The sequence below is a fragment of the Marinomonas sp. KMM3893 genome, assembly GCF_004352855.1.
In the GTDB taxonomy this organism is placed as follows: domain Bacteria; phylum Pseudomonadota; class Gammaproteobacteria; order Pseudomonadales; family Marinomonadaceae; genus Marinomonas; species Marinomonas arenicola.
Genome location: NZ_SJSC01000001.1, coordinates 617,500 through 642,420 on the forward strand (window position 1 = coordinate 617,500; position 24,921 = coordinate 642,420).

Below are 24,921 nucleotides of genomic sequence, written 5' to 3' on the forward strand. Positions count from 1 at the left end.
TCGTTAGTGGTTTTTTATAGGCCTAAATGGGTTTTAACCGCGGCGAGACCATCTCCACCTGATTGTGTTTTTACGCCATCAAGCCAAGCAGTCAAAGCATCGGGATTTGCCGTCAGCCACTCTTTTGCGGCTACCGCTGGCTTTTTACCATCGTCAAGGATGTAACCCATGACTTGGTTTTCCATAGACATGGTGAATTTAAGATTTTTCACAAACTTGCCAACGTTTGGACACTCAGCAAGGTAGCCTTTACGGATATTGGTATGAACATTCGCACCGCCATAATTTGGGCCGAAATATTCATCACCACCAGACAAGTAATCCATATCAAAATTTGAATTCATTGGGTGTGGCGCCCAACCCAAAAACGCAATCCACTTATGACGGCGGATATTACGTTTTACTTGAGAAAGCATGCCGGCTTCGCTTGATTCAACCAATTGGAAGTTACCTAGATCGAAGGCATTCTTATCAATCATGTCTTGGATCAAACGGTTACCATCATTACCAGGTTCGATCCCGTAAATACGACCGGCAAATTCTTTGCGGTGCTTAGCAAGATCAGAGAAATCTGTTACCCCTGCATCGTAAGCTTCTTTACTAACAGCCAGTGTGTATTTTGCGCCTTTTAAGTTCGGGCCTAAATCTTGAACAGTGCCAGCCTTAAGATAAGGAGCAACATCGGCCTTCATCGAAGGCATCCAATTACCTAGGAAAACATCAATGTCTCCGTTCGCCATAGAGGTGTAGGTAACAGGCACAGAAAGAAGTTGTATTTTGGTTTGGTAACCCAAACCTTGAAGAATTTCCGTAGCCACTGCAGTAGTCGAAGTGATGTCAGTCCAGCCAACATCGGAAAAGCGAACTGTTGAACAATTCGCAGCCATTGTTAAGCCAGAAATACTGGCGATACTGACCGCTAACGCGACCTTACTTGCCTTCTTTAACATAACTCTTCCTCTTTTTGTGGAAACCCATTACGAACAAAATATGTTCAATTAACTTATCTCAGATACACACCATTAGTACTAGTACTTAAATACCAACTCTAGGTAGGCGGAGATTTGCCGAGTTGAGCGGGCTTTATCAATGCCTCCCGATAAACTCCCTCTTAACCACATACCATCAATTAAGGCAGCCATGGTCTGCGCAATCTCACGCGCTTTTTCTACTTCAAACGCTTCTTTCAACACCACCACCAAGGCCGTATGCAAGCGGTGGTAATACACATTCTGTAATCGGTATAAAGACGGCGTATGCATGGCGGATGCCCAGAACCCGATCCACGCTTTCACCACTTGTGGATGTGTTTGCGACTGGCTAAGACTCGCTCGGACTAACGCCATGACTTTTTCTTTAGAGGTCTTATCTTTAGCCTGCGAAACTTCTTTATGCAATCCAGAAAAGAACTCTTGGATTAAACTTTTCATTGTCTCTTCAAATAGACCGTTTTTACCGCCAAAGTAATGATTAATGATGGCTGGGGACACGCCGGCATTTTTACCGATAATACTGACAGTTGCGCCTGTAAAGCCGTGTTCATCGATCGCGTCGATGGCCGCTTGTATTAACTGAGGTTTTCGTATTTCTTGCATTCCCACTTTTGGCATTACGCGTCCTTTTTTATTAAACAGCCGTTTAATGAAAACTATACTAGGCTGCTTTTACAATTTGGGTCAACCCTTGACAAATCAAAAACTTAGTACACTAAACAACTTAACTCTATGATTTAAAAGAATAAAATAACAATTTAAATAATTTTCAACTTTTTTTCATGACCCACTTTTGTCGGAATAATAAAGTTTAAGGACGTTTTTTGAACAATTGTTTGTTTTTCATCCATTATAGAGTGATTTTTTACTCTTTTGTTTAAAAAGCATTCGCGGAAGAGATATAGTGAGAAAGGATCTATAGGCGTTAAGAATAGAGTTCAAAATACTGATAGGAATCGAAATAGAATGGATGAGCAAATGTCTTGTTTTGATAAAGAAATCGACCGCACAAACAGTCACAGTGACAAATGGACTAAATACCCTCAAGAAGTGATTCCATTATGGGTCGCCGACATGGATTTCGAGTCACCTGAGTGCATCAAAAACGCACTTAATGAGCGCGTCGATGAAGGGGTTTTTGGTTATACCCACGCGTCCAAATCACTCGAAAACAATATTGTAGAACACGCCCAACGTCGCTATAACTGGGCTATTTCAAGGACTCACATTGTTCATTTACCCGGCCTTGTCTGTGCCTTACACCTAGCCGTTAGAAATTTCTCGAACGAAGGCGATGCCATCGTGGTGCCTGGGCCAGTTTATTACCATTTAAATAAAGCCCCGTTATTGGCCAACCGTACCCTTTCTCGTGTTGATATGGAGGTAAAAGAAGGTCGCTGGGTACCGGACATGCAAGCGCTAGAAACCGCTTGTGCCCAACCTAACAGCAAGATGATTCTGCTATGCAATCCACACAACCCAGGCGGCACGGTTTATACCAAAGCAGAGCTTGAAGCCATCCACCAGCTCGCAAAACGCCATGACTTATTGGTCGTCAGCGATGAGATTCACTGCGACCTTATTCTAGATGATGTGCCTCACGTGCCTTTTGCCAGCATTAATGAGGATGCCGCCAATCGCACCATCACTTTGATGGCACCAAGCAAAACATTTAATGTGGCAGGCTTAGGTTATGCCTTTGCTGTGATTACCAACCCGCCCCTAAGAAACGCCTTTAATGAGGCCAAAACTGGGCTAGTGCCTTACCCGAACTTGCTGGGCCTAACTGCAGCAAATGCGGCTTATGAAGCAGGCCAAGAATGGCATGCGTCATTGCTAACTTACCTCAAAGAGAATCGCGATATTATTGCTCGTTGGTTACCAAGTACGCCCCTTAAAATGGTTCATTTAGAAGCGACTTATTTGGCTTGGATTGATGTTTCTGCACTGCAGATTGACAACCCTCACCAATTCTTCTTGGCAGCGGGTGTCGGTATTTCTGATGGAAAAGATTTTGGCAATCCGAACTATATTCGCCTAAACTTTGGTTGTCCTAAATCACGACTCGAAGACGCGATAAAGCGAATAAACGATGCTCTGAAAAAGCATAATTATCTATAGTTCTCTTTATTAAAAAGGAATTAGGTACGCATAATCGAGCCCCTTGGAGGTTATTATGATGACATTACCTATAAATACCTTTGTTGATAGCTATATTGAGCACGCTGCTGCAAGCATGCGTGCTGATTTGCATGAAGTTCTAGCGATAATGCGATTGATAGCGCCGCATGCGGAGCTCTCTTTCGAGCTTGGTATCCCCTACTTTCAGCAAGATTCTGACCTGCTATTTGGTGTCGCTGCCAGAGAAGATCACCTGTGCATCTACTTTGATGATACCTCTGAGTTTTATTCTTTCGCAGAGCGCTTAAATCATGCCCAATTCGGTGAAAATTGCCTCACTTTCCACCATCTTCACGACATTAACATTAATGTCTTTGCTGAACTTTTAAGCCAAATCAAAGTCCATTCAATCAAGCGTGGTCGTGACCGGTTAGCGCATTTACTGCATTAATGCAGAGCGAATCGCTTCTTCAATAGCGCTCAATTGGCGCTATTGAAGGACGCGTTAGCCGCAAAAATAAAATAGCCATGTCATTGATTAGCAAAGTGCTTTACTATAAAACCATAGTAAATAGGCACATTAGAAAGTCATAATACTTGTACCTTGACCTAATAGGCACTCAGGCTGAATGATTGATTTTTCCTTACGTATTAGCATTTTTATATGTTTACTTTGCCTACTCATAATATGGCAATGGAAAACCCCAAGAGCCCCTCTCAAACAACAGTCGACACGATGGTTTCACAACTTTAGTTTATTGTTATTGGGAGCCTTGTGTGTTCGACTTTTCCAACCGCTACTGTTATCTCTTATTGCCTTTATCAACGCTGAACAAGGCATTTTTAGCCTGTTTCATTTACCTTATTGGAGCCAGTTTTTACTCGGCATTATTGCCCTAGACGCGTTAATTTATTGGCAACATCGTGTATTTCATCGCGTTCCCCTACTTTGGCGTCTCCATCAGGTACACCACAGCGACCAAGCATTAGACGTAAGTTCTGCAGTGCGTTTTCATCCCATCGAAATTCTTCTTTCTTTAGGCATAAAAGCCATTGCGATTTTATGCCTGGGCATTCCTATTGAAGCCGTACTGGTCTTCGATATATTGTTAAATGCCTGCGCCATGTTTAACCATACAAATGCTCGTTTGCCTCAATACGCTGAGTCTATTATCAAACGCTTTTTAGTCACGCCAGATATGCATCGCATCCATCACTCTGTTCGTTTTAAAGAAACCAACAGCAACTATGGGTTTTGCCTGAGCCTTTGGGACCGTTTGTTTCATAGCTATACAGAACAAGCTCAAGGAGGTGACGAGCAGATCCGGATCGGTTTACCAAGATCGCAAAACACAAACAAAGCCTCTTTAAAAACCTTGTTGTTGATGCCCTTCACATCCCCTCCACCATCAACACGAGACGTCACTCACAATAAAAAACCTTAGGAAAGACTATGAGCTATTACGATATAAACCAGATTGAAATGCGAATCATCGGCTGCCTAATTGAAAAAGAAATCACCACGCCCGATCAATACCCGCTCAGCGTCAATGCACTGGTCAATGCATGCAATCAAAAGTCCAGCCGTGAGCCTGTCACAAGCTACACGGAACTAGAAATTCAAGACGCGGTAGACGAACTGGTGGAAAGAGGGTTAGTTACTCAAGTCTCTGCTTCTCACAGTCGCGTAAGTAAATACCAACACCGTTTTTGCAATACGGAGTTTTCTGATTTACAGCTGTCTCAAGCCGAGTTGGCGATCGTTTGCTTACTTTTCGTACGAGGAGCACAAACTCCGGGCGAACTGCGTTCACGAAGCGGGCGCCTGCATAACTTTCAAAACCGAGAAGAAGTCGAATCTGCACTGAAAGCCCTACAAGACAAAACCGGTGGACCTTATGTTCAAGCGTTGCCACGCGAACCAGGTAAACGAGAGTCCCGCTACCAAGAGTGTTTTTGCTCAGAATACAACGCCGAGCTCAGTCCCCGTATCCAGCCTAACCAGCCTGTGGATGATGAGCCACTCCTCGCACGCATTGAGGCTTTAGAAGAATTGGTCTTAAACTTGTCAGAACGAATCGCGCAGCTAGAAAATGCCAGTGGACTATAATGACAATTAGCGTCAGACTTAGCCGCTTTTTGAACGCGAGCACTGGTCACCAAAAGTAACTGGTGCTGTACGCCTTATTATGTGAAAAGGAGAATCCCATGAAACAAGTACGCTGGGGAATTATCGGCACAGGTAACATTGCACGCCGTTTTGCGAGCGACTTTCGTTATGCTAAATCGGGCGAACTACGCGCCATCGCGTCACGGGATAAAGCGTCGGCTGACGCCTTCTCCGCCGACTTTGATATCGAACTCGCATTTGTGGATTACTTTTCACTTATCAACAGCCACGAAGTTGATGTTATCTATATCGCGACGCCACACACGTCCCATTACGATTTGACCAAAGCCTGTCTACTGGCAGGCAAAGCGGTATTGTGCGAAAAACCTTTTACCCTCAATGAAGCACAATCCAAAGAGTTGTACGACCTTGCTGCGGCGCAAAACGTTTTCTTGATGGAAGCCATGTGGACCCGTTTTAATCCTGTTATTGAACAGGTCATAGAGTGGGTTGAAGAAGGCGAAATCGGCGCTTTGCATAGCATTCAAGCAAGCTTTAATTTTCTGGCCCCCACGGACCCAGAACATCGTTTGTTGAATCTGGAAATGGGCGGTGGTGCCCTACTTGACATTGGTATTTATCCTGTATTTTTAGCCCAACTTTTCTTTGGCAAACCCGATTTTGTACAAAACCAAGCAGTGATTGGCGATACCGACGTGGACGTGTTTGAGCAAATATTACTTGGTTGGGAAAACGGTCAATTGGCGTCTTTAGAAGCGTCTCTCATTTCTTGCCATCCAAACCGAGCAATATTCTCTGGGTCAAAAGGCTACATTGAAATCGACTCTGAATGGTTTAAAGCCAAATCCTGCCGCATTGTTAGCAGTGAAGGCCAAGAACGTGCGGTTGAATTTGACTTCCCTGGCGAAGGTTACCAATTCGAAGTGGATGAGGTGAATCGCTGCTTAATTGAAGGCCTACAGGAAAGCCCTAACCACAGCTGGAAAGACAGCCTTGAGCTTATTGCTACGCTGGATGAAATTCGTCAGGACATGGGGCTTCACTACCCTGGTGAGTCTGAGCTTCGCCATCCAGAAGAAGAGCTTCATGATCACCATCATGAGCACCATCACCACAAGCACTGACGCTTCACGACAAAAACAAAAAAGCCATGTTTGATCTAACGTCTCTGAAGCGTGGTCACACAGGGCTTTTTTATGACGGCGGTTAAACTGTCTCGCGCACTTGAGTACGCACTTAGTTAAACGCCATTTGACTAAGCCACACGCTCACAGGAAGCGTCACCACACACAGAATGGTCTGTAATGTAATAAAGGCCGCCATGCGCTCCGCATCGCCTCCTAACTGACGTGCAAGAGCATAAGCGGATGTGGCCGTTGGCACGACACCAAATAAAACCGCCACCAACGCCGGTAAACCGGTTATGCCCAGCCACCAGCACATCAAGCCTATCGACAAGGGAAACACCACAAAACGGGCAATCGTTGAAAGCACAAAGAAGATGCCTACAGAGCGAATAGCTTCTAAGCGGACACTCGCCCCCACAGCCAATAGAACCATCGGCAGCGCCGCTTTAGAAAGTAACTCTGCCATCTCAGACACCACTGGAATCGGAGTGAGTCCCAATAAATTCAAACCACTGCCTAGCACAATGGAAAGAATCAAAGGATTGCGAATTAAGGCACCGCTTAATAGCTTGGGCAAGGAAGGGTAAAGCGCATTACCAGGGTCACTCTTTGATGGCTTACCATGCATCAATACCATGCTCACCACCAAAAACACATTCACCGATGGAATCAGCACAGAAGCGCCCAACGCGGCGTAAATCAAGCCGTCATTGCCATATAAGCTGCCGGCTAACGCCAACACAATAAAGGTATTGAAACGCACCCCTGCCTGTAACATGGACGACGCCGTTGGCGCTGTCGCTTTTACGCACCATGCACTAACAAAAGTAAATATCGCCGTGATGACTAAAGCGCATAATAAAATCAATGCATATTGAGACAACAAGGGATTAGAGAAATCAATTTGAGAGGTTTTATAAAAAAGCAGCGCCGGGAACAGCAACCAATAGGTTAACTTATCCACCCCCACCCAAAAGCCTTCCATCGGGAAGCGCAAGCGCTGGCAAAGTGCTCCAGCCATGAGCAACAAAAATATTGGAATAATCGCCATTGAAAGTGAAAACACACTAAATCCTTATCGTGGTTAAAGCCTAAATATTAACGTTTAATTAAACACCAATCTTGTTTTTCCAGTTCCTCAACAAACCAGCTAAGTCCGCGCCCTAGCTCTTCTTTCTTCCAGACCAAATAGGCCATTTGATTGGGCCTTGGGATATCGCATTCACGCGCTACCAAACGCCCGTTTTTTAGTTCTTCGCGAATCCTGTGCTTAGGTAGGTAACCAACCCCCAACCCCAAACACTGCGCCTGTATTTTGCTGCGCATAGTATCCACTTTCAGTACTTGTCGGCTTTCAAAAATACCATTGTTGCGTGCCGGATAAATTTTTGAGGTATCCGATACCACGATAGCAGGGTATTCTCGTAATTGTGACGCACTCACCGCCCCTTGCGTCAGAGCCAAGGGGTGTGTCGGTGCAACAGCAAAGACAAACTCGATCTCGCCTAAAGCTCGGGTATGAAAATGCCCTTTGGGTAATTCTCCGGTTGCTCCGATCACCAAATCCACTCGATCATCTTGCAATGCATCCCAGGCACCACCGACTGCCTCTTCCGATAAAATCACCTCTACCGGCCGGTTCTGCAATAAGAAATCTCCTACGACAGACATCAATGGCTCCTCCGCCAACACAGTGTCTCGTGCAATTCTTAACCTTGGCTCCCAACCGGATTCAAGCGCGCTTATCGACTCCTCTAAACGACGCGTTGCTTCCAAGATGAAATGGCCTCGCTCTAGTACAAGTTGTCCCGCTGGTGTTAATACCGCTTTTTGCCGCGAGCGATCAAAGAGTGATACGCCTAAATCCTCCTCAAGTTTTTTAACCGTATAAGTAAGGGCGGACGGTACTTTAAACAAAGCATCTGCGGCGGCGGCAAAACTGCCCAGCTGATCTATTGCCTCCAGCACCCGTAATGCGTCTAGGGTTACGGCATTATTCATGGTCATATCTCTTTGTTCAAATATTTTGAAATAACAGCTCAGAATCTTCTAATTTTCTTTCGAGTTGCGGTCTCTTACACTCACTTCATACCACAAAGGGCCGCGCGAAGAGAAGTCGCCAGCCCACTAACCTACTCAATAGATGGAGTTGAACGATGATAACTATTCGTAACGCAAACGATCGTGGACACGCTAATTTTGGCTGGCTAGATAGCCATCATACGTTTTCTTTCGGCAGCTATTATGACCCACAACAAATGGGCTTTTCTCACTTAAGAGTCATCAACGATGACACGGTCGCACCCAGCGCAGGCTTCGATACTCATGGTCACAAAGACATGGAAATCATCAGTTATGTCTTGCAAGGTCGTATTGCCCATAAAGACAGCGCGGGAAACATCAAAGAATTGCCCGTGGGTGAATTTCAATTAATGTCGGCAGGAAAAGGCGTATTTCACAGTGAATTTAATGCCTCAGACAAAGACACATTGAAGTTTCTGCAAATCTGGATCGAGCCAAATGTTATTGGTGGCCAACCTGGATATCAACAAAAGGCGTTTGGCAATGAACACGGGCTAACAAGCATCATCACACCCGATGGCCGTGATGGCACGTTAAGCATCAAGCAAGATGCACAATTATTTCAGCTTATTTTAGACACTGAAAAAGAGCAAACCATCAGCATTAAACCTGATCGAAGCCTTTATATTCATCAGGTCGAAGGCGAATTAACCCTGACCGATGGCACAGTGCTAACACAGGGCGATGGTGCCAAGATCCGTCTTGAAGAGGCGATCACACTGAAAAACGCCGGCCAACAGCAAGCAAAAGCACTGATTTTTGATCTGGCTTAATCCTGCTATTGTCACACTAGGGGCAGCGACTTTCTGAGTCTCTGCCCCTTCCTTGGTAAGGCAACATTGATAGCACTGATGCAGCAAAAGAACGCGTCTCTAATAAAGAAACATAAGGTGTCTTATTTTCTTTACATCTAATCCAGAATTTCCCCTCTTCTTGCATTGTATTTTGCGATAAATACGGCAGAATGGTTTGCTTGTTCAAGCAAGTAACACACGCTATTTTTCCTTATGGCGGTAACGCTGTGAGTCATTCTAAAAGGACCCCGTAACTATCATGTTTAAGCATTTAAAAGCCGTTTCTGGCGACCCTCTTTTAGCTCTTATCGTTGCTCATAAGCAAGACACGAATCCGAAAAAAATTGATTTGGGTGTGGGTGTCTACAAAGACGACAATGGTGCCACTCCCATTTTAAATAGCGTGAAAAAAGCGGAAGCAATTTTGCTTGAACAAGAAGATTCTAAAAGCTACCTAGGTATTTACGGCGCGGCGGAATTTGAAGCTATTATCCAGAATTTAATTCTTGGCGAAGGCAATCCATTGATTGCTTCTGAACGCATTCGTTCAACTCAAACACCTGGTGGTACCGGCGCTCTTAAAGTAGCGGCAGACTTCATCAGCGCCAATTTAAAAGACGCGCGTTTGTGGGTGAGTGATCCAACATGGGGCAACCACGAATCTATTTTTAATTCCGCTGGTGTTGAAGTAAAACCTTACCCTTACTATGACCCAAAAACCAACGGTCTACGCTTCGATGACATGATGGCAACGTTAAAAGCCGAAGTGAAAGAAGGTGATGTGTTATTGCTTCACGCTTGCTGCCATAACCCAACGGGGATCGATTTACAGCCTGAACATTGGAAAATATTGACTGAATTTGTCAACGAGCGAGGCTTACTGCCTCTTGTTGATGCGGCTTACCAAGGTTTTGGCGATGGCTTAGACGATGATTTGGCAGGCCTTCGTCATATGGCGGCTAACGTAAAAGACATGCTAATTGCGAACTCCTTCTCGAAGAACTTTGGTATTTACCGCGAGCGTTGTGGCGGCTTAAGTATCATTGCAGAAAGCAAAGACGAAGCCAACGCGGCCTTCTCTATCGTCGGTCAAGCGATTCGTGCAAACTACTCTATGCCTCCAGCACACGGTGCTGCGGTTGTTTATACCATTATGAGCAACCCTGAGTTAAAAGCAGAGTGGGAACAAGAAGTCACGGCAATGCGCAATCGAATTAATGGCTTACGTGAAAAACTGGTCGCTAAACTGGCCGCTTCTGGTGTCAGCAAAGACTTTAGCTTTATCAAAGACCAACGCGGTATGTTTTCTTACTCAGGCTTAACCCTTGAGCAAGTCCGCAGCTTACGCAGCGACTACTCAATTTATATTGCCGACTCTGGCCGCATGAGCATTTCAGGCGTCAGCGACAACAACATTGATTACTTATGCGAAAGCATTGCTAAAGTAGTTGGTTAATACCCTCGTTTAAAGCCGAGCTTAACGGCCATAAAAAAACGCGAAAAGATCGTCTCTTTTCGCGTTTTTATTTGCCCTTCTAACCGCCTAAAAGAATCCTCTTTAATGCAGTGTATGGGACTTTTCATCTTCTGTGGATATGGTTTGAATTTCTGGGTGGTTAAACTGAGCCAGCCGTAAAATAGAGGACTCAATATTGTCTTGCCAAAATTGAATTTCTTCGTCCACCATGCCTTCTAGCTTTACCCAGCCCGCTTCGGTACCAAAGAGACGCACCGATGCCAGTACATCATCATAAAAATCTCGATTGGTTTCATCCAAACCCAGACCAATTAGGCGAGAACCTCGCATAAAGCCCACACACCATTCTTCCACAACAACCTGACTTTCTCCACCGTCTACTTCTTGCTCTAAATACACAGGGTAAAGGTCACCGTGGACAATCGTGTTCATGGTTTCCATGTACATGATCAAAACAAGACTTAGAAACTCATCTTCTTCCTCTGACGACGCCCATGCTGGCTGATCTTCATCAGCCCCCCAAATAGCGCTCAACCAAAAGTCTGGGGCAAGCTCTTGTTCAGAGCAACCAATGGCGGTTAAAAAGCCATCTAACTCTGACACACAAAGAATAGATCTATCGGTTCCAAGCGTGGACAAATAGTGATCTAGACGCTCATAAAGCGCCTCTTCACTAATGACGTTAGGATCTTCGTTATCAGACATGTAATTGTGTTCCACTTTGTTGCTGGTTTCTCTAAGTGTAACCCGTCTTTATTAGACTTGCTGATGAAACACTTAAATTCGATAAACAGGGTATTTCAGCACTCTAGACAGAATGCGGTAAGAAAGCGCCTTTTTAACAAAGGCGCCTTGTCATATTACGCCTCAACAATCGCTAGGTTTCCGTAAGTCTCTAGCCAATGTTTACGATCTCCTGCGCGTTTTTTTGACAGCAACTTATCCAGAAGTTCACCCGTATCTAATGGGTCTTCCATGGTTAATTGGATCAAGCGACGGGTGTCTGGTGCCATTGTCGTTTCACGCAGCTGAGAAGGGTTCATCTCACCCAAGCCTTTGAAACGCTGAACGTTTGGTGTACCGCGTTTGTTCTCGGCCTGCATTTTATGCAAAATGATGTCTTTTTCTTCATCATCCAAGGCATAGGAGACTTCTTTCCCTAAGTCGATTCGGTAAAGCGGCGGCATGGCAACAAACACGTGCCCAGCTTTCACAAGGCTTGAGAAATGACGAACAAATAACGCACACAGTAGAGTCGCAATGTGCAGCCCATCGGAATCGGCATCCGCTAAGATACAAATTTTTCCATAACGTAATCCAGCCAACTCATCTTCACCAGGGTCCACTCCCAAGGCGACAGAAATATCATGAATTTCCTGAGAGCCCAGCACCAGGCTAGAATCCACTTCCCAAGAGTTTAAAATTTTGCCTCGCAGCGGCAAAATGGCTTGGAAATCTTTGTCCCTTGCTTGCTTAGCAGAACCACCAGCTGAATCCCCTTCCACTAAGAAAAGTTCACTTCGGCTTGAATCTTGACCAGAACAATCCGCTAATTTACCTGGTAACGCAGGACCTTGTGTGATCTTTTTACGAACCACTTTTTTGCTGGCTTTTAAACGCTTCTGCGCACTATTAATCACTAAATCCGCGATCTTTTTACCGTCTTCAACGTGCTTGTTCAGCCATAAACTAAACGCATCTTTAGCGGTTGCAGAAATAAACGGCACAATCTGACGAGACGATAAGCGCTCTTTCGTTTGCCCTGAAAATTGAGGCTCTTGAATTTTAGCGGAGAGCACATAACTGCAGCGATCCCAGACGTCTTCTGCTGTGAGTTTAACGCCACGCGGTAACAAGTTATGGAAATCACAAAACTCTCGAATCGCTTCCAATAAACCGGTACGCAAACCATTAACGTGTGTCCCGCCTTGCGCAGTAGGAATCAGGTTAACATAGCTCTCTGTGATCAACTCTCCGCCTTCTGGCAACCATTGTACTGCCCAGTCAACCCCTTGCGTTTTTTCGGTCAAGCCGCCTAAAAATGGCTCATCTGGCAATAACTCAAACCCTTCGTTGGCTTGTGCTAGATAGTCTTTTAGTCCGTCTTGGTAAAACCACTCTTCACGTGCTTCTTCAGCGCCACTTTGGTCAATGAAGATCACATGCAAACCAGAACACAAAACGGCTTTGGCTTTTAATAAATGCTTAAGACGCGATAAAGAATACTTAGGACTGTCGAAATACTTTCCGTCGGCGGTAAATTTGACCTTTGTGCCTGTGTTTTTCTTACCTACCGTGCCTATTTCGGCCAACTCAGAGACTTTAAAACCGTCAGCAAAACCGATTTGATATTGTTTGCCATCACGCTTAACAAACACTTCCAATGAGGTCGATAAGGCGTTCACCACTGACACGCCCACACCATGTAGACCACCAGAAAACTGGTAATTATCCCCAGAGAATTTGCCCCCAGCATGGAGCTTGGTGAGGATCAACTCGACCCCAGACACCCCCTCTTCTGGGTGAATATCAACAGGCATACCACGGCCATTGTCTTCCACACTGACTGAGCCATCTTTATACAAAATGACCTCGATGCGATCAGCATGCCCTGCTAACGCCTCATCCACTGAGTTGTCTATAACTTCTTGTGCTAAGTGATTGGGGCGTGTTGTGTCGGTGTACATTCCTGGACGTTTTTGTACTGGCTCTAGGCCACTCAACACTTCTATCGATCCGGCGTTATATTCTTTAGCAGACATGCGTATTTGTTCTTCCAAATTGAGATTACGATACCAAGGTAAAATACAGTATCGAGTTAGGATGTAAATAAGATGGTCTAGAGTCTATCACTGGAGTTGAAGCCTGTGAAATCGACCACCTACTTAGCCAATGTAATTACACTTTGATTCCTGCGAAATGCAAAATATCGCTGGCAAATCGCTCAAAGCCAATAAACCGATGATCGCCATTGGCTTCACAGGTCAATTTGCCGATTTGAGGAAAGGCGCTTAGCGCCACGCGATAATCCAGCACCTCATCGCCTTCTTGCAGCATCAGCCAATAACGCTCCGGCGTCGGCTGTGAAATCACCAAGGTGCTGAGTTCATCCATGTGCTCATGGGTCAATTCATAATGCTCATCAGTATAAGGATTATATTGTGCCCCTACATGATCAACTAATAAACGCGGCGCTTGCATTGCTGGGTTCACCAACACCGCTTTTATCTGAAACTTTTCAGCCAAATAGCAGGCATAAAAACCTCCTAATGAACTGCCAACTAGCGTCATTGTGCCAGCACCGTGGGTCTCAAGATAAGAGCCTATGATCTCTTCTAATAAGGCGATGGCTTGCGCGGGCTGCCATGGCAACCGCGGAGATAAAAAACCACCCGCTTTGCCAATCTCAGCCATGGCTTCACTTAAAACCAAGGCTTTATGGGAGCGTTCTGAACTATTAAATCCGTGAATATAGAGCAAGCTATTCAACCCAGCACCCTCTCAAATCGTGGTTTATAAAATGGGAAACTCAAAGATGCTTTCTCAATAAAAGAGAGAGCCTAGGCAAACTGAAAATAAGGCGTTTCGTACAGGCGATGTCCGTGCTTTAGACACAGCTCTAATAAATCAGACAGCTGCTGATTCAAACGGAATTTTTCGTCTTTGTGGTACATGTCCCCATTAGGATAAGGGTAGCTACCACTGTACTGACGATGCCCATCGGTAATTTCAGCAATACCCACATCATGATATAAACGCACCGTCATGACGACCTTGCTATCAAACAGCAATTCATTTGAACTCTCTGGCCCAAATTCTAACAACACTTCTGACGTGAAGCGGCTTTCTTTGCCAAGAGACAAACACAATCTGCTCTCTTGGTCGCCTGCACTGTGAATCGAAAAATGCCATGCCTTTTCTTCCTCGTGCCCGCGCATCAGCTTAACCACACGGCGATAATTCAACTCGCCAAGCAGTTGTAAGCTGGATAAATCAGGGACGTACTGTTTTGACATTTGCTCTATTACCTCAGTCATTCTTGTGATGAACTTCCTTCTGTCAGAACCTCTTTCAACGGCATCACATTCGATTTCATAGCCGCCAATTGGCTTGCTATTCTGTTGTCTTTATCGTGCCAGTATAGATTAAACCAAACAAAGAAGTCTTCACGATCCTTTTTTGCCGCTTGGTAATCAGGCTGTAACATGGTCTCTGGCAGTGCGACATCTCTTACTATCACTTGCGCGGCGGTCAATCGGCCGCACAGCAAATCCCAAAAAGAAATATTTTCCTGTCCGTATAAAACATTGATATCGGTAATCCTAGAAAACTTCCCTGGCATGGCTTGCAAGACAAACCCAACACCACCAGCTTTTGGCTTCAGTAGGTACTGATACGGCGACCTTTGCTGTTGCTGCTTCTTAGTCGAAAATCGGGTGCCTTCTACAAAACTTAGCACCGAATTAGGACGCTGGATAAAACGCCGGCAAGATTGTCTCGTTGTTTCTAAATCCTTGCCGATAAGGTGCGGCGACTTCTGCAATTTGGCTTTACTGTAGCGTTTCATAAAAGGAAACCCCATCAGCCAAGTCGCTGAACCCACTAAAGGCAACCAGAACAATACCTGTTTCATAAACACACGAGGCAGCGGACGACGGCCATTAAGTTGCGCCAAAATAATATACACATCCGCCCAAGATCTATGATTGGCCACCATTAAATGCCAATGTTCAAAATCTTTAACCATGTTCTCATCAAGTTGCCAATAAACACCAAGCACTCGCTGGAACCACCATTCGTTAGTGGTAATCCAACCGGCAAAGCAGCGGTCGTAAAGCTGCTCTGTGCGTGCCAATCCACCGCGTTTTTGCAGCAGACGAACCAGGGCAAACACATGCATCAAGCCGGCCCAAAACAACACATTCCCACACATAAAGAAAAAGGACAGAACACCTACTATTGGCTGTATAACGCTCATCCGCCCTAATCCCAACGTCGTTTTTTGTTTCATGGTCGATTAACACCAACGCTTTAATAGCTTGTCTTTGTTTAGCGCAAACCATTGCAACCCCATAATAGTACTGGCGTTTTCCACATCGCTATCGAGCAACGCAATGGCGTCATCTGCGTCCAGAAGATGCAGGCGAATGTCTTCGTTTTCTTCATCCAAACCATGAGTACGGTTAATATCCACAGCGCTGGCGTCAAACTCACCAGCATACATACGAAGGTATTCCACCAACCCACCAGGTGAAGGCACAAATTTAAAGAGGTACTCAAGACGCTTTACAGTAACGCCTGCTTCTTCCAATGACTCACGGCGCGCGACCTCTTCGTCGTCTTCCCCTTCTTCGACCATACCGGCCACCAATTCAATCAACCAAGGTGATTCGCTTTTTGGTAAACTTGGACGAAACTGCTCAATCAACAGCACTTTATCAGCCACAGGGTCAAACAAGAGAACGCATACAGCATCGCCACGTACCATCATTTCACGGGTCATGGGTTGGCTCCACTCACCGTTGAATTTTTTGTGTTTCAAGGTCAGTTTATGCATTTCAAAAAAGCCTTTGTAGACACATTCATCGTTAATGATGTCCACATCTTTCTGACTATAGGTCGGTTTAAAAGCCATAATTATTCATCCTATTTCGTGGCGTGTTAAGATTTCTTAGCATGCTCAACAAAGTGACAACGTAGAGAATTCTGAAATCCAGATGACGCTATCAAATCAACAAGGTATGCTCATTTCTTGATTAAGGAGACAAACTGATGGAAGCTGTCCGTTGTCATTGGTGTCTAGGCTCGCCAGAGTACATTCAATACCATGATAAAGAATGGGGAAAACCCGTTTATGATGACCAAACATTGTTTGAGTATATTGTACTCGAAAGCGCTCAAGCGGGTCTAAGTTGGATCACTATTTTACGCAAACGTGAAGGTTATCGGTCTGCTTTTCACCAGTTTGACCCTCAAAAAGTGGCCACCATGACCGAGCAAGACATAGACAGATTAGTGCTCAACCCTGATATTGTTCGTCATCGTGGAAAAATCAGCGCGACGATAAAAAATGCGCAGGCTTTTTTGACCATTGCAGAAGAGTTTGGCTCATTTAGTCAGTATTATTGGTCTTTTAGCGACCACAAAGTAATCGAAAACACCGTACATTCGATGGCCGATGTGCCAGCCATTACGACGCTTTCTAGCAAAATAGCCAAGGACATGAAAAAACGCGGTTTTCATTTTTTCGGCCCAACCACCTGCTATGCTTTTATGCAGGCAACGGGCATGGTCAATGACCATTTAGAAAACTGCTGCGCACGCCATTAACTTATGGCGTCAGTGTCTTGATTTTATTAATGTTTTCCGTCGGCTTGCCGATAATAGTTTAGACCTTATGCGTGCCGAAAATACAACCAATACGCCACGCAACAAACGACACTCACACTTGATTGGTTCGGTATTGATTCCATGTTTAACAACAAAAGTATTCTCATCACTGGTGGTACCGGCTCTTTTGGCCACCAATACGTCAAAACCCTGTTGGCACTTTACCAGCCTAAACGACTGATCATCTACTCTCGTGATGAGCTAAAACAATATGAAATGCAGCAAGTATTTGATGCTCCTTGCATGCGTTATTTCATCGGCGATGTACGCGATAAAGACCGCTTAACCCAAGCCATGCGCGACGTCGATTATGTGATCCACGCGGCGGCACTAAAACAAGTGCCCGCCGCTGAATACAATCCCATGGAATGCATTAAAACCAATATTCATGGCGCCGAAAATGTGATTGCGGCCGCCATTGCCAATAATGTAGATAAAGTCATTGCACTTTCTACGGATAAAGCAGCAGCGCCTATCAACCTATACGGAGCCACTAAACTGGCCTCTGATAAGCTTTTTGTTGCCGCCAACAATATGGTTGGACAAGGCCGCACTCGCTTCTCTGTGGTTCGCTATGGCAATGTGGTTGGCTCACGAGGCTCAGTGGTTCCCTTCTTCCAAAAGCTGGTAAACGAGGGTGCAAAGGCGATTCCCATCACCCATCCTGAAATGACACGTTTTTGGATTACCTTACCAATGGGAGTCGATTTTGTACTGCGTAACTTCACACGCATGCATGGCGGTGAAATTTTCATTCCTAAAATTCCATCGGTTCGTATTATGGATTTAGCGGCGGCTTATGCACCGTCCATTCCAACAAAGGAAGTAGGGATTCGACCAGGTGAAAAACTCCATGAAGTGATGTGCCCGACTGACGATTCCTTCCACACCTTTGAATTCACAGATCATTATGTGATTGCGCCTAGCATTAAATTTTTCCAAGATGAAATCCGTTTTGATCGCAATAAAACAGGAGAACAAGGCACCTTGGTCAACGCAGGGTTTGAATACCAATCAGGCAGCAACCCACACTTTTTAACCGTTGACGAGATCCTCTCCTTCGATGAGTAATACCGGCTTTATTCCTTACGGCAGACAATCCATCAGCGATGACGACATTGCCGCCGTTGTGCAGGCTCTAAAGTCCGATTTTCTCACCCAAGGACCAAGAGTAACCGAGTTTGAAGACGCCATTGCCGACAAAGTTGGTGCCCGTTATGCCGTCGCAGCGAACAGTGCCACTTCGGCTTTGCATTTGGCCTGTTTAGCCTTGGGCGTCACCGCTGGAGACCGTGTTTGGACATCACCAAATACCTTTATTGCATCGGCAAATTGTGCTCGCTATTGTGGGGCAGACGTAGATTTTGTGGACATTGACCCACAAACCTACAACCTTTGTCCGCGTCAGCTCGCCAATAAACTCAAGCAAGCAAAGCGCCAAAACACCTTGCCAAAGGTGGTGATTCCGGTGCATTTCGCCGGACAGTCTTGCGATATGCAAGCGATTCACCAGCTGTCAAAAGAATACGGTTTTGCGATTATTGAAGACGCTTCCCATGCCATTGGCGCCGGTTATCAAGGACAACCGGTTGGCAATGGTCGCTTCAGTGACATCTGCGTCTTTAGTTTCCATCCGGTCAAAATCATTACCTCTGGGGAAGGCGGCATGGCGGTTACCAATCATGACGCTCTCGCCAGCCATATGCGCACCCACGCTCAGCAGGGCACAACAAAATCGCCAGAAGAGCTCACACAAGATCCTGGTGATTGGTATTATGAGCAACATACTCTGGGCTTCAATTACCGAATGACCGAGCTACAAGCGGCGTTAGGTTTGTCGCAATTGTCGCGCTTAGATGAGTTTATTGAACAACGCCACGCTCAATTCATGCGCTACCAGACATTGCTAAAAGACTTCCCCATCACCTTGCCTTTCCAAGCCGAAGACAGTTATTCCGCTTTGCACCTGTTCCCAATCTTATTACCTAAGAGCAGTAAAGATGCAAGAAAGTCGGTATTTGATATCTTGCGACAAGCAGGCATAGGCACTCAGGTGCATTATATTCCGGTGCACACTCAACCCTACTATCAAGCCCTCGGGTTTGCCAAAGGGGACTACCCTGTGGCAGAAGATTATTACGCCCGCACTTTGAGTTTGCCGCTTTTTTCTGAGTTAAGTGAAGCCCAACAAAATCGTGTGGCGTTACTATTAAAACACGCCTTAATTACCAGTAGAGTGATGTCTGCATGAGCCAAACACGTCCCTCTCAGCGTATTGCCGTGATCCCTGCACGCGGTGGTTCACAACGCATCCCACGTAAAAATATCCGTTTACTTAATGGCAAGCCACTCATTGCTTACTCTATTGAAAGCGCGTATGCGAGCCAACTATTTGACCGCATTATTGTCTCAACAGACGATGACGAAATTGCCGCTGTAGCACGAGAATATGGCGCAGAAACGCCCTTCATGCGGCCTGCTAATTTAGCCGATGCATTTACCGGAACCACCCCTGTTATGCAGCATGCTCTGCGCTTTCTAACCGAGCTGGGGCAAGCGCCAAGCGAAGCCTGTCTGATATACGCGACCTGCCCTTTGCTGCGCGCCGATGACATTATTGAAGGCTTTAAAGCGTTAGAAAATGCCAGCTTTTGTTTCTCAGCCAGCACCTTTGATTTTCCTATCCAACGCGCATTATGCCTAAACAACGAAGGCAAACTCACCACCTTGTTCCCAGAGCACATCGGCAAACGATCGCAAGATCTGGTCGAAGCCATTCATGATGCCGGCCAATTCTATTGGGCGACGACTGAAAGTTGGTTAACAGATGGTCATATCTTTGGCGAAAGGTCGAAACCCATTATGCTACCGAGACACCGAATTCAGGATCTGGACACAGAAGAAGACTGGCAGCGTTTAACTCAATTGATGAAGCTGAATAGCCCATAAAGGCACTGTTATTACGCAACTAACGCGTTATGAATTATTTGCGCAACACGAACAGAGCCTTGTCCATCAACCAGCGACTGAGCCGTTACTCTAGACGCTTGCCGCCAAGCGGAATCAGACCAAGCCAGCAATACGTGATGCACTAATGTCTCAATCTGATCGCTTCGCTTTGCCTCAGGGAGATCATCAAAACGAACCCACTGGCACCAGCCCAGCGGTACATGTTCTTCTAAAGAGCGCGTTTGATTATCAGCGACTTGAGCAAACACGGTCGGCACTCTCATACACGCCAGCTCAAATAAGGTCCCACCCGCCGCCGCAATCGCAAGCCTTGCGTTCGCCATGAACGGCCTGACTTCCACGACCCCTTGCGCAAGCTGAATTCCATACTGCTCTGAAAAAGCCTTAACAGCCTCACTATTGGCAGCATTTTTACCTAACAAGACCTGTATTTTCTCTACTGGAAAAGCATGACGTAGCAAAGACTGCAAAATACCCAATGTCAGCATAAGTGGGTCTGTGCCACCTAATGTAATCAATAATTTTTCAGGGGGAGCAATAACAGGCTCCGCAGGAGCGGAAAACTCAGGACGCAGCAAGGCAAATTGAGGTCCGGTTAAAGGCGTGATAACACGCGTAGAATAGCGTTCATGAAGTGGGTTCAACACCCATCTAGCAGGGAATGCGCCTCGATCATTCATATCGTCCAGCACGAATAAATTGGTTTGTTGCTGGTATACCTTTTCGATATCAGAAGCTTGGTATTGGTAGTGGTCCAAAATGACGAGATCTGCCTCCATGGCAAGCATAAGAAATTCGCATTCATCATCAATCAGGCGATCATTCAATTCAGAGAAAGCCGCGCAATCACGATGCACAACAAACTGACATTGCCAGCCAAGCGCTTGCAATGCCACCACCAATGCCTGACAACGCACTCTGTGTCCCATGCCGATTTGCACAGACGCATCGGCACGGATTAGAGCTTTCATTCCATCAAATCCCAAAACAACGGCTGACCTTTTTGCACATCCGATGCCAGTGTTCTGCCCACCACCTCAGACCAATGCTTAGGCGCTAAACCCAACGAAGGACGAATGATTTTCAAATGCTGATCAGACAATACAGTGCCAGAGGGAAGGTCTTGAGTGATATAGATTGAGCGACGGTATTTCTTGGCCTTTTGCTCGGCTTCAGAGCCACCATAAGTCACTGTGCCTAATGCCTCTTTGGCACTTCTGCAGGTTTCAACCAAGGCTTTCATTTCCGCAGGCTCCATAGAAAAAGCCGCATCGACGCCTCCTGCACTGCGATCGAGAACAAAATGTTTTTCGATCACGGTGGCGCCTAATGCCGTCGCAGCAACCGCAGCACCAATCCCCTGAGTATGGTCCGATAAACCGACTGAACAGCCTGTGCGTTTCGCTAAATCGGCCATGGTGAGCAAATTAGAGTCGGCTATTTTAGCAGGGTAAGTACTGGTGCATTTAAGCAGGGTAAGAGGGTTATCCCCTATTGCTCGAATCGCCGCAATGGCTTCTTCAATTTCTTCAAAGCTCGCCATGCCAGTCGACATTATGATTGGCTTTCCCGTTTTTGCCACCGCTTGAATCAAAGGAATGTCGGTCATTTCAAACGAGGCAATTTTGTACAAGGGCACATCCAATGACTCAAGAAATGCCACTGCGCTCAAATCAAAAGGAGAGCTAAATGCAACGAGTCCCAAGGACTCAGCGTATTCAAATAAAGGCTTATGCCATTCCCAAGGTGTCGATGCTTTGGCGTATAAATCGTATAAATTAGAGCCGTGCCATAAACTGTCGCTTTCCGACACCATAAACTCACCATGACGAACATCTAACGTCATGGTATCGGGCGTGTAGGTTTGTAACTTAATCGCATCAACGCCTGCTTTTGCAGCGGCCGTGATCATTGATTTTGCTAACTCAAAATTCTGGTCATGATTGCCAGAAAGTTCGGCAATAATAAAAGGCGTATTTTCAAACATAATTAAGCGCTAGCCATTATAAAAAGTAATAAGATGGTCATTTCCCTGGTCAACAAAATCAGACGCTTGCTGTACTAAACTCGGCATCTCTTCCAGAAATTCACACCAAACAGAAAATAAATTTTGCGCACGACGAACGGCTTCCGCTTCATCCTCATACTCAAAAATAAATTTAATGATCAAAAACGCCGAATAGGTGAAAGAGCCAATTAATAAATCTTGAATATGCCTATGAACACTGCCTTTCAAGAAATAAATAGTACGATGATGAGACCATAGCAAATCGCACACAGCCGCTCGGGACGTGACGCTGTCGTCCCAGCCTTGCATCAACAATTGAGTGACCTTACGAAAATCTTCTACCGAGATCAGTGCTTCAGGAGTTTGATTTAATATACTCTCAGGCGGTTCGGTAAAAAATGCCTTATCAAGTAAATCAACAATCTGTTTATGATCAACTTTAGGATCTAAAATCATCACATCTTCTGGCTGGAGCGGCTCAACGCCTTCCATTTTCGCGCCATCAGACAAGTTATAACTGTTAAACCCTCGGCGTTTATTAAGCTGTCGCGTCAGAGACTCTAGCTGAACTCGAGACGTTTCCATGATGTTGGTGCCGTATATAACACCACCGAAATTCCCTTCTCGCTCAATTAACGTGGCGTCTTGGAAGCTCTGAAAACCGGATTCTTTTCCATCTTTATAGTAACCACTGTGAATCGAGTGATGACTGCCTTTGTCTTTAAAGCCATTGTCCACACCAAGGTAATACACAGTGTTAAAGCCAAATAGTTGAACGTAAGACAGTGCCAAATTCGCTACAACTGGATTACAGAAATTAAGCTGTACATAGTCTTTAGTATCGCCTTGGGCACGGGCTTGATTTAGGATCAGAGAAGTAATGGCTTCCCCTGGCTTCATCGCCATTCCTGAGCGCTTGAAGTATTGAAAATATTCAGGGTGCATGACATCCACCGACAATCCCCAAATCTGATCAAGGTAGTCTTGATCAAGAAACAAGAACTTGTCCACCGTCTGTTTCATGCGTTCAATATCCACATGAATGTCCGGTGTAATGCCCAATTTTTTTAAGGTATTAATCGTCGAACCACAACTAATTAACAAAACCTGATCACGGACTTCTTTAACCAATTCAATGCCTTGGTCTAAAGAAGGGCCATTACCCAAAATAAACACAGGGACATCTGTCACCCACTTTGGTAATGCGTCGCGGCCTTTAAATTCCGCCAATCGAGTGTTCGGTAGAGAACGCAGTCCTTGAGCAATCCCAATTAACGCATCATCAAAAAAGCCCCATCCCATGACCTGTCGAGCGTAGTGCTTTTGAAAATAAGCAATGGCGCTGTCATTTTCAGGGCTACCATAAGCCACGTGCAAAAACGTCTCAGGGGCCATGAAATAGCCATTTTCAGCCAATTGAAGAATGTACTTTTCGGTAAACTCTTCAGGCTCCACACCTAGAAAAAAATGTATGGTACGGCCATCCGAGTTGAATGCTTCTAATATTGGCTGCCAATCGATGGCAAACAATGAATAGTAGAAATAGTCTAAATCGCATTCATATAAATACAGGTGTTTGACGTCCTGACGCGCTAGAAACGCTTCTAGTTGGTAGCCCAGCTCAATCCCAAAAAAGACAGCAGAACCCACAAATGCAGGTAGCCCTTTTTGCTTTTCTAGACCTTTTTTTTGCTCAGCCATCACGTCCATCATTTTATTGCTATAAAACACATGGCGACTTGGGTGATTATCAGTCTTATTTAAATTGAGGAAGGTTTTATTAGGCGACGCCAACGATGACAGTATTTTTCGCTCTGACTGCGCTCTTGGTTGTTGGGAAAACAGAGGCGCAGCAATGTCTTCGCGAAATAAATTTAAGTCGCCGCAAGCTTCCATGTAAATATGTTTTTTTGTCGGCTGGAAGTGAGCAAACTCGTCGTATATGTGCGGCATAACACTGGCAAATAACGCCATGTTTTTAAAATAACGCTCAGTAAGAGCTTGGTCGTGCTCTTTAATGCGCGCTAAACCTTGAGAAAAAAGCAAAATAAATTCTTCTGTTTGCTCAACAGAAACAGGGGAGCTCTCATTTAGCATGTTTGACGCCTTTGTACTGACTAACACCTTTGCGTGTTTTGGTGGACTGAAAAAGCTGCTCTTTCATGGTGTCATGTAGGTGTTGAATAAGCATAATCGCTTGTTGATGTAGCTGTATAAAGACCTTTATCTGAGAGTCTATTTGAGCATTACCTGAAGGTTCGATAGAGCGAATAAAAGCATCATTTTCTTCGCAAAAGCGCAGTATTTCCTGACTGTCTTTTTCCTTGATGCTTTTTTCTAGTATCGTAATCGAGCGTTTTAGGTAAGCCTCATCCAGCATTAAACCGTTCCTGTTCTGGCTTGATTTCTTTCTTCGTAGGCTTTCTGTTTGTCCATATCAGAAATTTGGTCCCAAGCGCCTTTGATCTGTAAGATAAGACCCATTACATGATCAAGAATCGCGGTATCTTTCTTCACACTCGCCTCAGTAATTTGAGCCGTCATGTAGTCATACAAAGACTCAAGATTATCGACTAACTCAGGATTAACATCGCGGTCTAAGGCATCGCGTAAGCTATTAATAATTTCAACAGCGCTTGTCAGTGCTGCGGCCTTTCCTTCCCAATCAGCTCGCGCAATACAGCCTTTACCAAGTGCTAACCGCTCTAAGGCACCTTGCATTAAGAGCTGAATGACTCGATGAGGATCTGCAGAGGCCAAATCAGACTTTAGTGAGTCCTTTTTATAAGCATGAATCCCTTTTTTCTCGTACATACACAACCCCGTTTT

26 protein-coding genes are annotated in these 24,921 nt (G+C 45.3%); 11 read left to right on the plus strand and 15 right to left on the minus strand.

All coding sequences use genetic code 11. From position 1 onward, the window contains the following. Window positions 1-14: 14 nt before the first annotated feature. The gene (locus tag E0D71_RS02830; protein WP_133001769.1) at window positions 15-950 is read right to left on the minus strand and encodes a choline ABC transporter substrate-binding protein; all 936 of its coding nucleotides are present in this window, start codon (window positions 948-950) and stop codon (window positions 15-17) included. A 78-nt stretch (window positions 951-1,028) separates the two neighbouring features. Next, on the minus strand, window positions 1,029-1,610 hold the full coding sequence (gene betI / locus E0D71_RS02835) for a transcriptional regulator BetI (RefSeq protein ID WP_133001770.1): 582 nt from the start codon (window positions 1,608-1,610) through the stop codon (window positions 1,029-1,031). A gap of 348 nt (window positions 1,611-1,958) precedes the next feature. Between betI and E0D71_RS02840 the strand changes: the two genes are divergently transcribed. The 5 genes from E0D71_RS02840 (at window position 1,959) to E0D71_RS02860 (ending at window position 6,368) form a co-directional block, all read left to right on the plus strand. Beyond that, window positions 1,959-3,113, plus strand: a complete 1,155-nt coding sequence (locus E0D71_RS02840; RefSeq protein ID WP_133001771.1) for a PatB family C-S lyase — start codon at window positions 1,959-1,961, stop codon at window positions 3,111-3,113. A gap of 55 nt (window positions 3,114-3,168) precedes the next feature. Beyond that, window positions 3,169-3,564, plus strand: coding sequence for a DUF1801 domain-containing protein (locus E0D71_RS02845; protein WP_133001772.1), 396 nt, complete (start codon window positions 3,169-3,171; stop codon window positions 3,562-3,564). Between the two features lie 322 nt (window positions 3,565-3,886). After that, window positions 3,887-4,558, plus strand: coding sequence for a sterol desaturase family protein (locus tag E0D71_RS02850; protein ID WP_243711909.1), 672 nt, complete (start codon window positions 3,887-3,889; stop codon window positions 4,556-4,558). Window positions 4,559-4,566: 8 nt separating this feature from the next. Further along, window positions 4,567-5,223 (plus strand): DUF480 domain-containing protein, encoded by a 657-nt coding sequence (locus E0D71_RS02855; protein ID WP_133001774.1) that lies wholly within the window; start codon window positions 4,567-4,569, stop codon window positions 5,221-5,223. 98 nt (window positions 5,224-5,321) lie between these two features. Then, window positions 5,322-6,368, plus strand: a complete 1,047-nt coding sequence (locus tag E0D71_RS02860) for a Gfo/Idh/MocA family oxidoreductase (protein ID WP_133001775.1) — start codon at window positions 5,322-5,324, stop codon at window positions 6,366-6,368. A gap of 112 nt (window positions 6,369-6,480) precedes the next feature. On the opposite strand, the gene E0D71_RS02865 is transcribed toward E0D71_RS02860, so the two are convergent. After that, on the minus strand, window positions 6,481-7,437 hold the full coding sequence (locus E0D71_RS02865) for an AEC family transporter (RefSeq protein WP_133001776.1): 957 nt from the start codon (window positions 7,435-7,437) through the stop codon (window positions 6,481-6,483). A gap of 32 nt (window positions 7,438-7,469) precedes the next feature. Next, window positions 7,470-8,372: a LysR family transcriptional regulator gene (locus tag E0D71_RS02870; RefSeq protein WP_133001777.1), complete on the minus strand. Its 903-nt coding sequence runs from the start codon at window positions 8,370-8,372 to the stop codon at window positions 7,470-7,472. A 155-nt stretch (window positions 8,373-8,527) separates the two neighbouring features. Between E0D71_RS02870 and E0D71_RS02875 the strand changes: the two genes are divergently transcribed. Beyond that, the gene (locus E0D71_RS02875; RefSeq protein ID WP_133001778.1) at window positions 8,528-9,226 is read left to right on the plus strand and encodes a pirin family protein; all 699 of its coding nucleotides are present in this window, start codon (window positions 8,528-8,530) and stop codon (window positions 9,224-9,226) included. Window positions 9,227-9,506: 280 nt separating this feature from the next. Next, entirely contained in the window at window positions 9,507-10,703 is a 1,197-nt protein-coding gene (locus tag E0D71_RS02880) for an amino acid aminotransferase (RefSeq protein ID WP_133001779.1), read from the plus strand. A gap of 102 nt (window positions 10,704-10,805) precedes the next feature. Here E0D71_RS02880 and E0D71_RS02885 read toward each other — a convergent pair whose 3' ends face one another. The 6 genes from E0D71_RS02885 to E0D71_RS02910 all read right to left on the minus strand — a co-directional run bounded on the left by E0D71_RS02885 (window position 10,806) and on the right by E0D71_RS02910 (window position 16,359). Next, window positions 10,806-11,429 carry a UPF0149 family protein gene (locus E0D71_RS02885; protein WP_133001780.1) on the minus strand — a complete coding sequence of 208 codons (624 nt, stop codon included), beginning with the start codon at window positions 11,427-11,429 and terminating at the stop codon, window positions 10,806-10,808. 155 nt (window positions 11,430-11,584) lie between these two features. Continuing rightward, window positions 11,585-13,486, minus strand: coding sequence for a DNA topoisomerase IV subunit B (gene parE, locus E0D71_RS02890; protein ID WP_133001781.1), 1,902 nt, complete (start codon window positions 13,484-13,486; stop codon window positions 11,585-11,587). Window positions 13,487-13,622: 136 nt separating this feature from the next. Continuing rightward, window positions 13,623-14,213 carry a YqiA/YcfP family alpha/beta fold hydrolase gene (locus tag E0D71_RS02895; RefSeq protein ID WP_133001782.1) on the minus strand — a complete coding sequence of 197 codons (591 nt, stop codon included), beginning with the start codon at window positions 14,211-14,213 and terminating at the stop codon, window positions 13,623-13,625. A 71-nt stretch (window positions 14,214-14,284) separates the two neighbouring features. After that, window positions 14,285-14,761, minus strand: a complete 477-nt coding sequence (locus tag E0D71_RS02900; RefSeq protein WP_133001783.1) for a DUF1249 domain-containing protein — start codon at window positions 14,759-14,761, stop codon at window positions 14,285-14,287. Beyond that, window positions 14,758-15,702, minus strand: coding sequence for an acetyltransferase (locus E0D71_RS02905; RefSeq protein WP_243711910.1), 945 nt, complete (start codon window positions 15,700-15,702; stop codon window positions 14,758-14,760). Before E0D71_RS02905 ends, E0D71_RS02900 begins: the two co-directional genes overlap by 4 nt. A gap of 39 nt (window positions 15,703-15,741) precedes the next feature. Further along, a complete protein-coding gene (locus tag E0D71_RS02910) occupies window positions 15,742-16,359 on the minus strand; it encodes an NUDIX domain-containing protein (RefSeq protein WP_133001785.1) in 618 nt (205 codons plus the stop codon). 137 nt (window positions 16,360-16,496) lie between these two features. On the opposite strand from E0D71_RS02910, the gene E0D71_RS02915 reads away from it, so the two are divergent. From E0D71_RS02915 to pseF, 4 genes are all read left to right on the plus strand, one after another. Next, the gene (locus E0D71_RS02915) at window positions 16,497-17,054 is read left to right on the plus strand and encodes a DNA-3-methyladenine glycosylase I (protein ID WP_133001786.1); all 558 of its coding nucleotides are present in this window, start codon (window positions 16,497-16,499) and stop codon (window positions 17,052-17,054) included. A gap of 141 nt (window positions 17,055-17,195) precedes the next feature. Next, a complete protein-coding gene (pseB, locus tag E0D71_RS02920; protein ID WP_133001787.1) occupies window positions 17,196-18,185 on the plus strand; it encodes a UDP-N-acetylglucosamine 4,6-dehydratase (inverting) in 990 nt (329 codons plus the stop codon). Continuing rightward, the gene (pseC, locus tag E0D71_RS02925) at window positions 18,178-19,365 is read left to right on the plus strand and encodes a UDP-4-amino-4,6-dideoxy-N-acetyl-beta-L-altrosamine transaminase (RefSeq protein ID WP_133001788.1); all 1,188 of its coding nucleotides are present in this window, start codon (window positions 18,178-18,180) and stop codon (window positions 19,363-19,365) included. Before pseB ends, pseC begins: the two co-directional genes overlap by 8 nt. Beyond that, the gene (gene pseF / locus E0D71_RS02930) at window positions 19,362-20,063 is read left to right on the plus strand and encodes a pseudaminic acid cytidylyltransferase (protein WP_133001789.1); all 702 of its coding nucleotides are present in this window, start codon (window positions 19,362-19,364) and stop codon (window positions 20,061-20,063) included. Before pseC ends, pseF begins: the two co-directional genes overlap by 4 nt. A gap of 11 nt (window positions 20,064-20,074) precedes the next feature. Here the strand turns inward: pseF and E0D71_RS02935 are convergent, their stop codons facing one another. The 5 genes from E0D71_RS02935 to fliS are packed head-to-tail and all read right to left on the minus strand — an operon-like array spanning window position 20,075 to window position 24,906. Next, the gene (locus tag E0D71_RS02935; protein ID WP_133001790.1) at window positions 20,075-21,055 is read right to left on the minus strand and encodes a UDP-2,4-diacetamido-2,4,6-trideoxy-beta-L-altropyranose hydrolase; all 981 of its coding nucleotides are present in this window, start codon (window positions 21,053-21,055) and stop codon (window positions 20,075-20,077) included. After that, window positions 21,052-22,071: a pseudaminic acid synthase gene (pseI, locus tag E0D71_RS02940; protein WP_133001791.1), complete on the minus strand. Its 1,020-nt coding sequence runs from the start codon at window positions 22,069-22,071 to the stop codon at window positions 21,052-21,054. Before pseI ends, E0D71_RS02935 begins: the two co-directional genes overlap by 4 nt. Window positions 22,072-22,080: 9 nt before the next feature. After that, window positions 22,081-24,189, minus strand: a complete 2,109-nt coding sequence (locus tag E0D71_RS02945) for a 6-hydroxymethylpterin diphosphokinase MptE-like protein (protein ID WP_133001792.1) — start codon at window positions 24,187-24,189, stop codon at window positions 22,081-22,083. Further along, on the minus strand, window positions 24,179-24,472 hold the full coding sequence (locus E0D71_RS02950; protein ID WP_133001793.1) for a hypothetical protein: 294 nt from the start codon (window positions 24,470-24,472) through the stop codon (window positions 24,179-24,181). The genes E0D71_RS02945 and E0D71_RS02950 overlap by 11 nt, the downstream gene beginning before the upstream one ends. Then, window positions 24,472-24,906: a flagellar export chaperone FliS gene (gene fliS / locus E0D71_RS02955; protein WP_133001794.1), complete on the minus strand. Its 435-nt coding sequence runs from the start codon at window positions 24,904-24,906 to the stop codon at window positions 24,472-24,474. Before fliS ends, E0D71_RS02950 begins: the two co-directional genes overlap by 1 nt. Window positions 24,907-24,921: the final 15 nt, after the last annotated feature.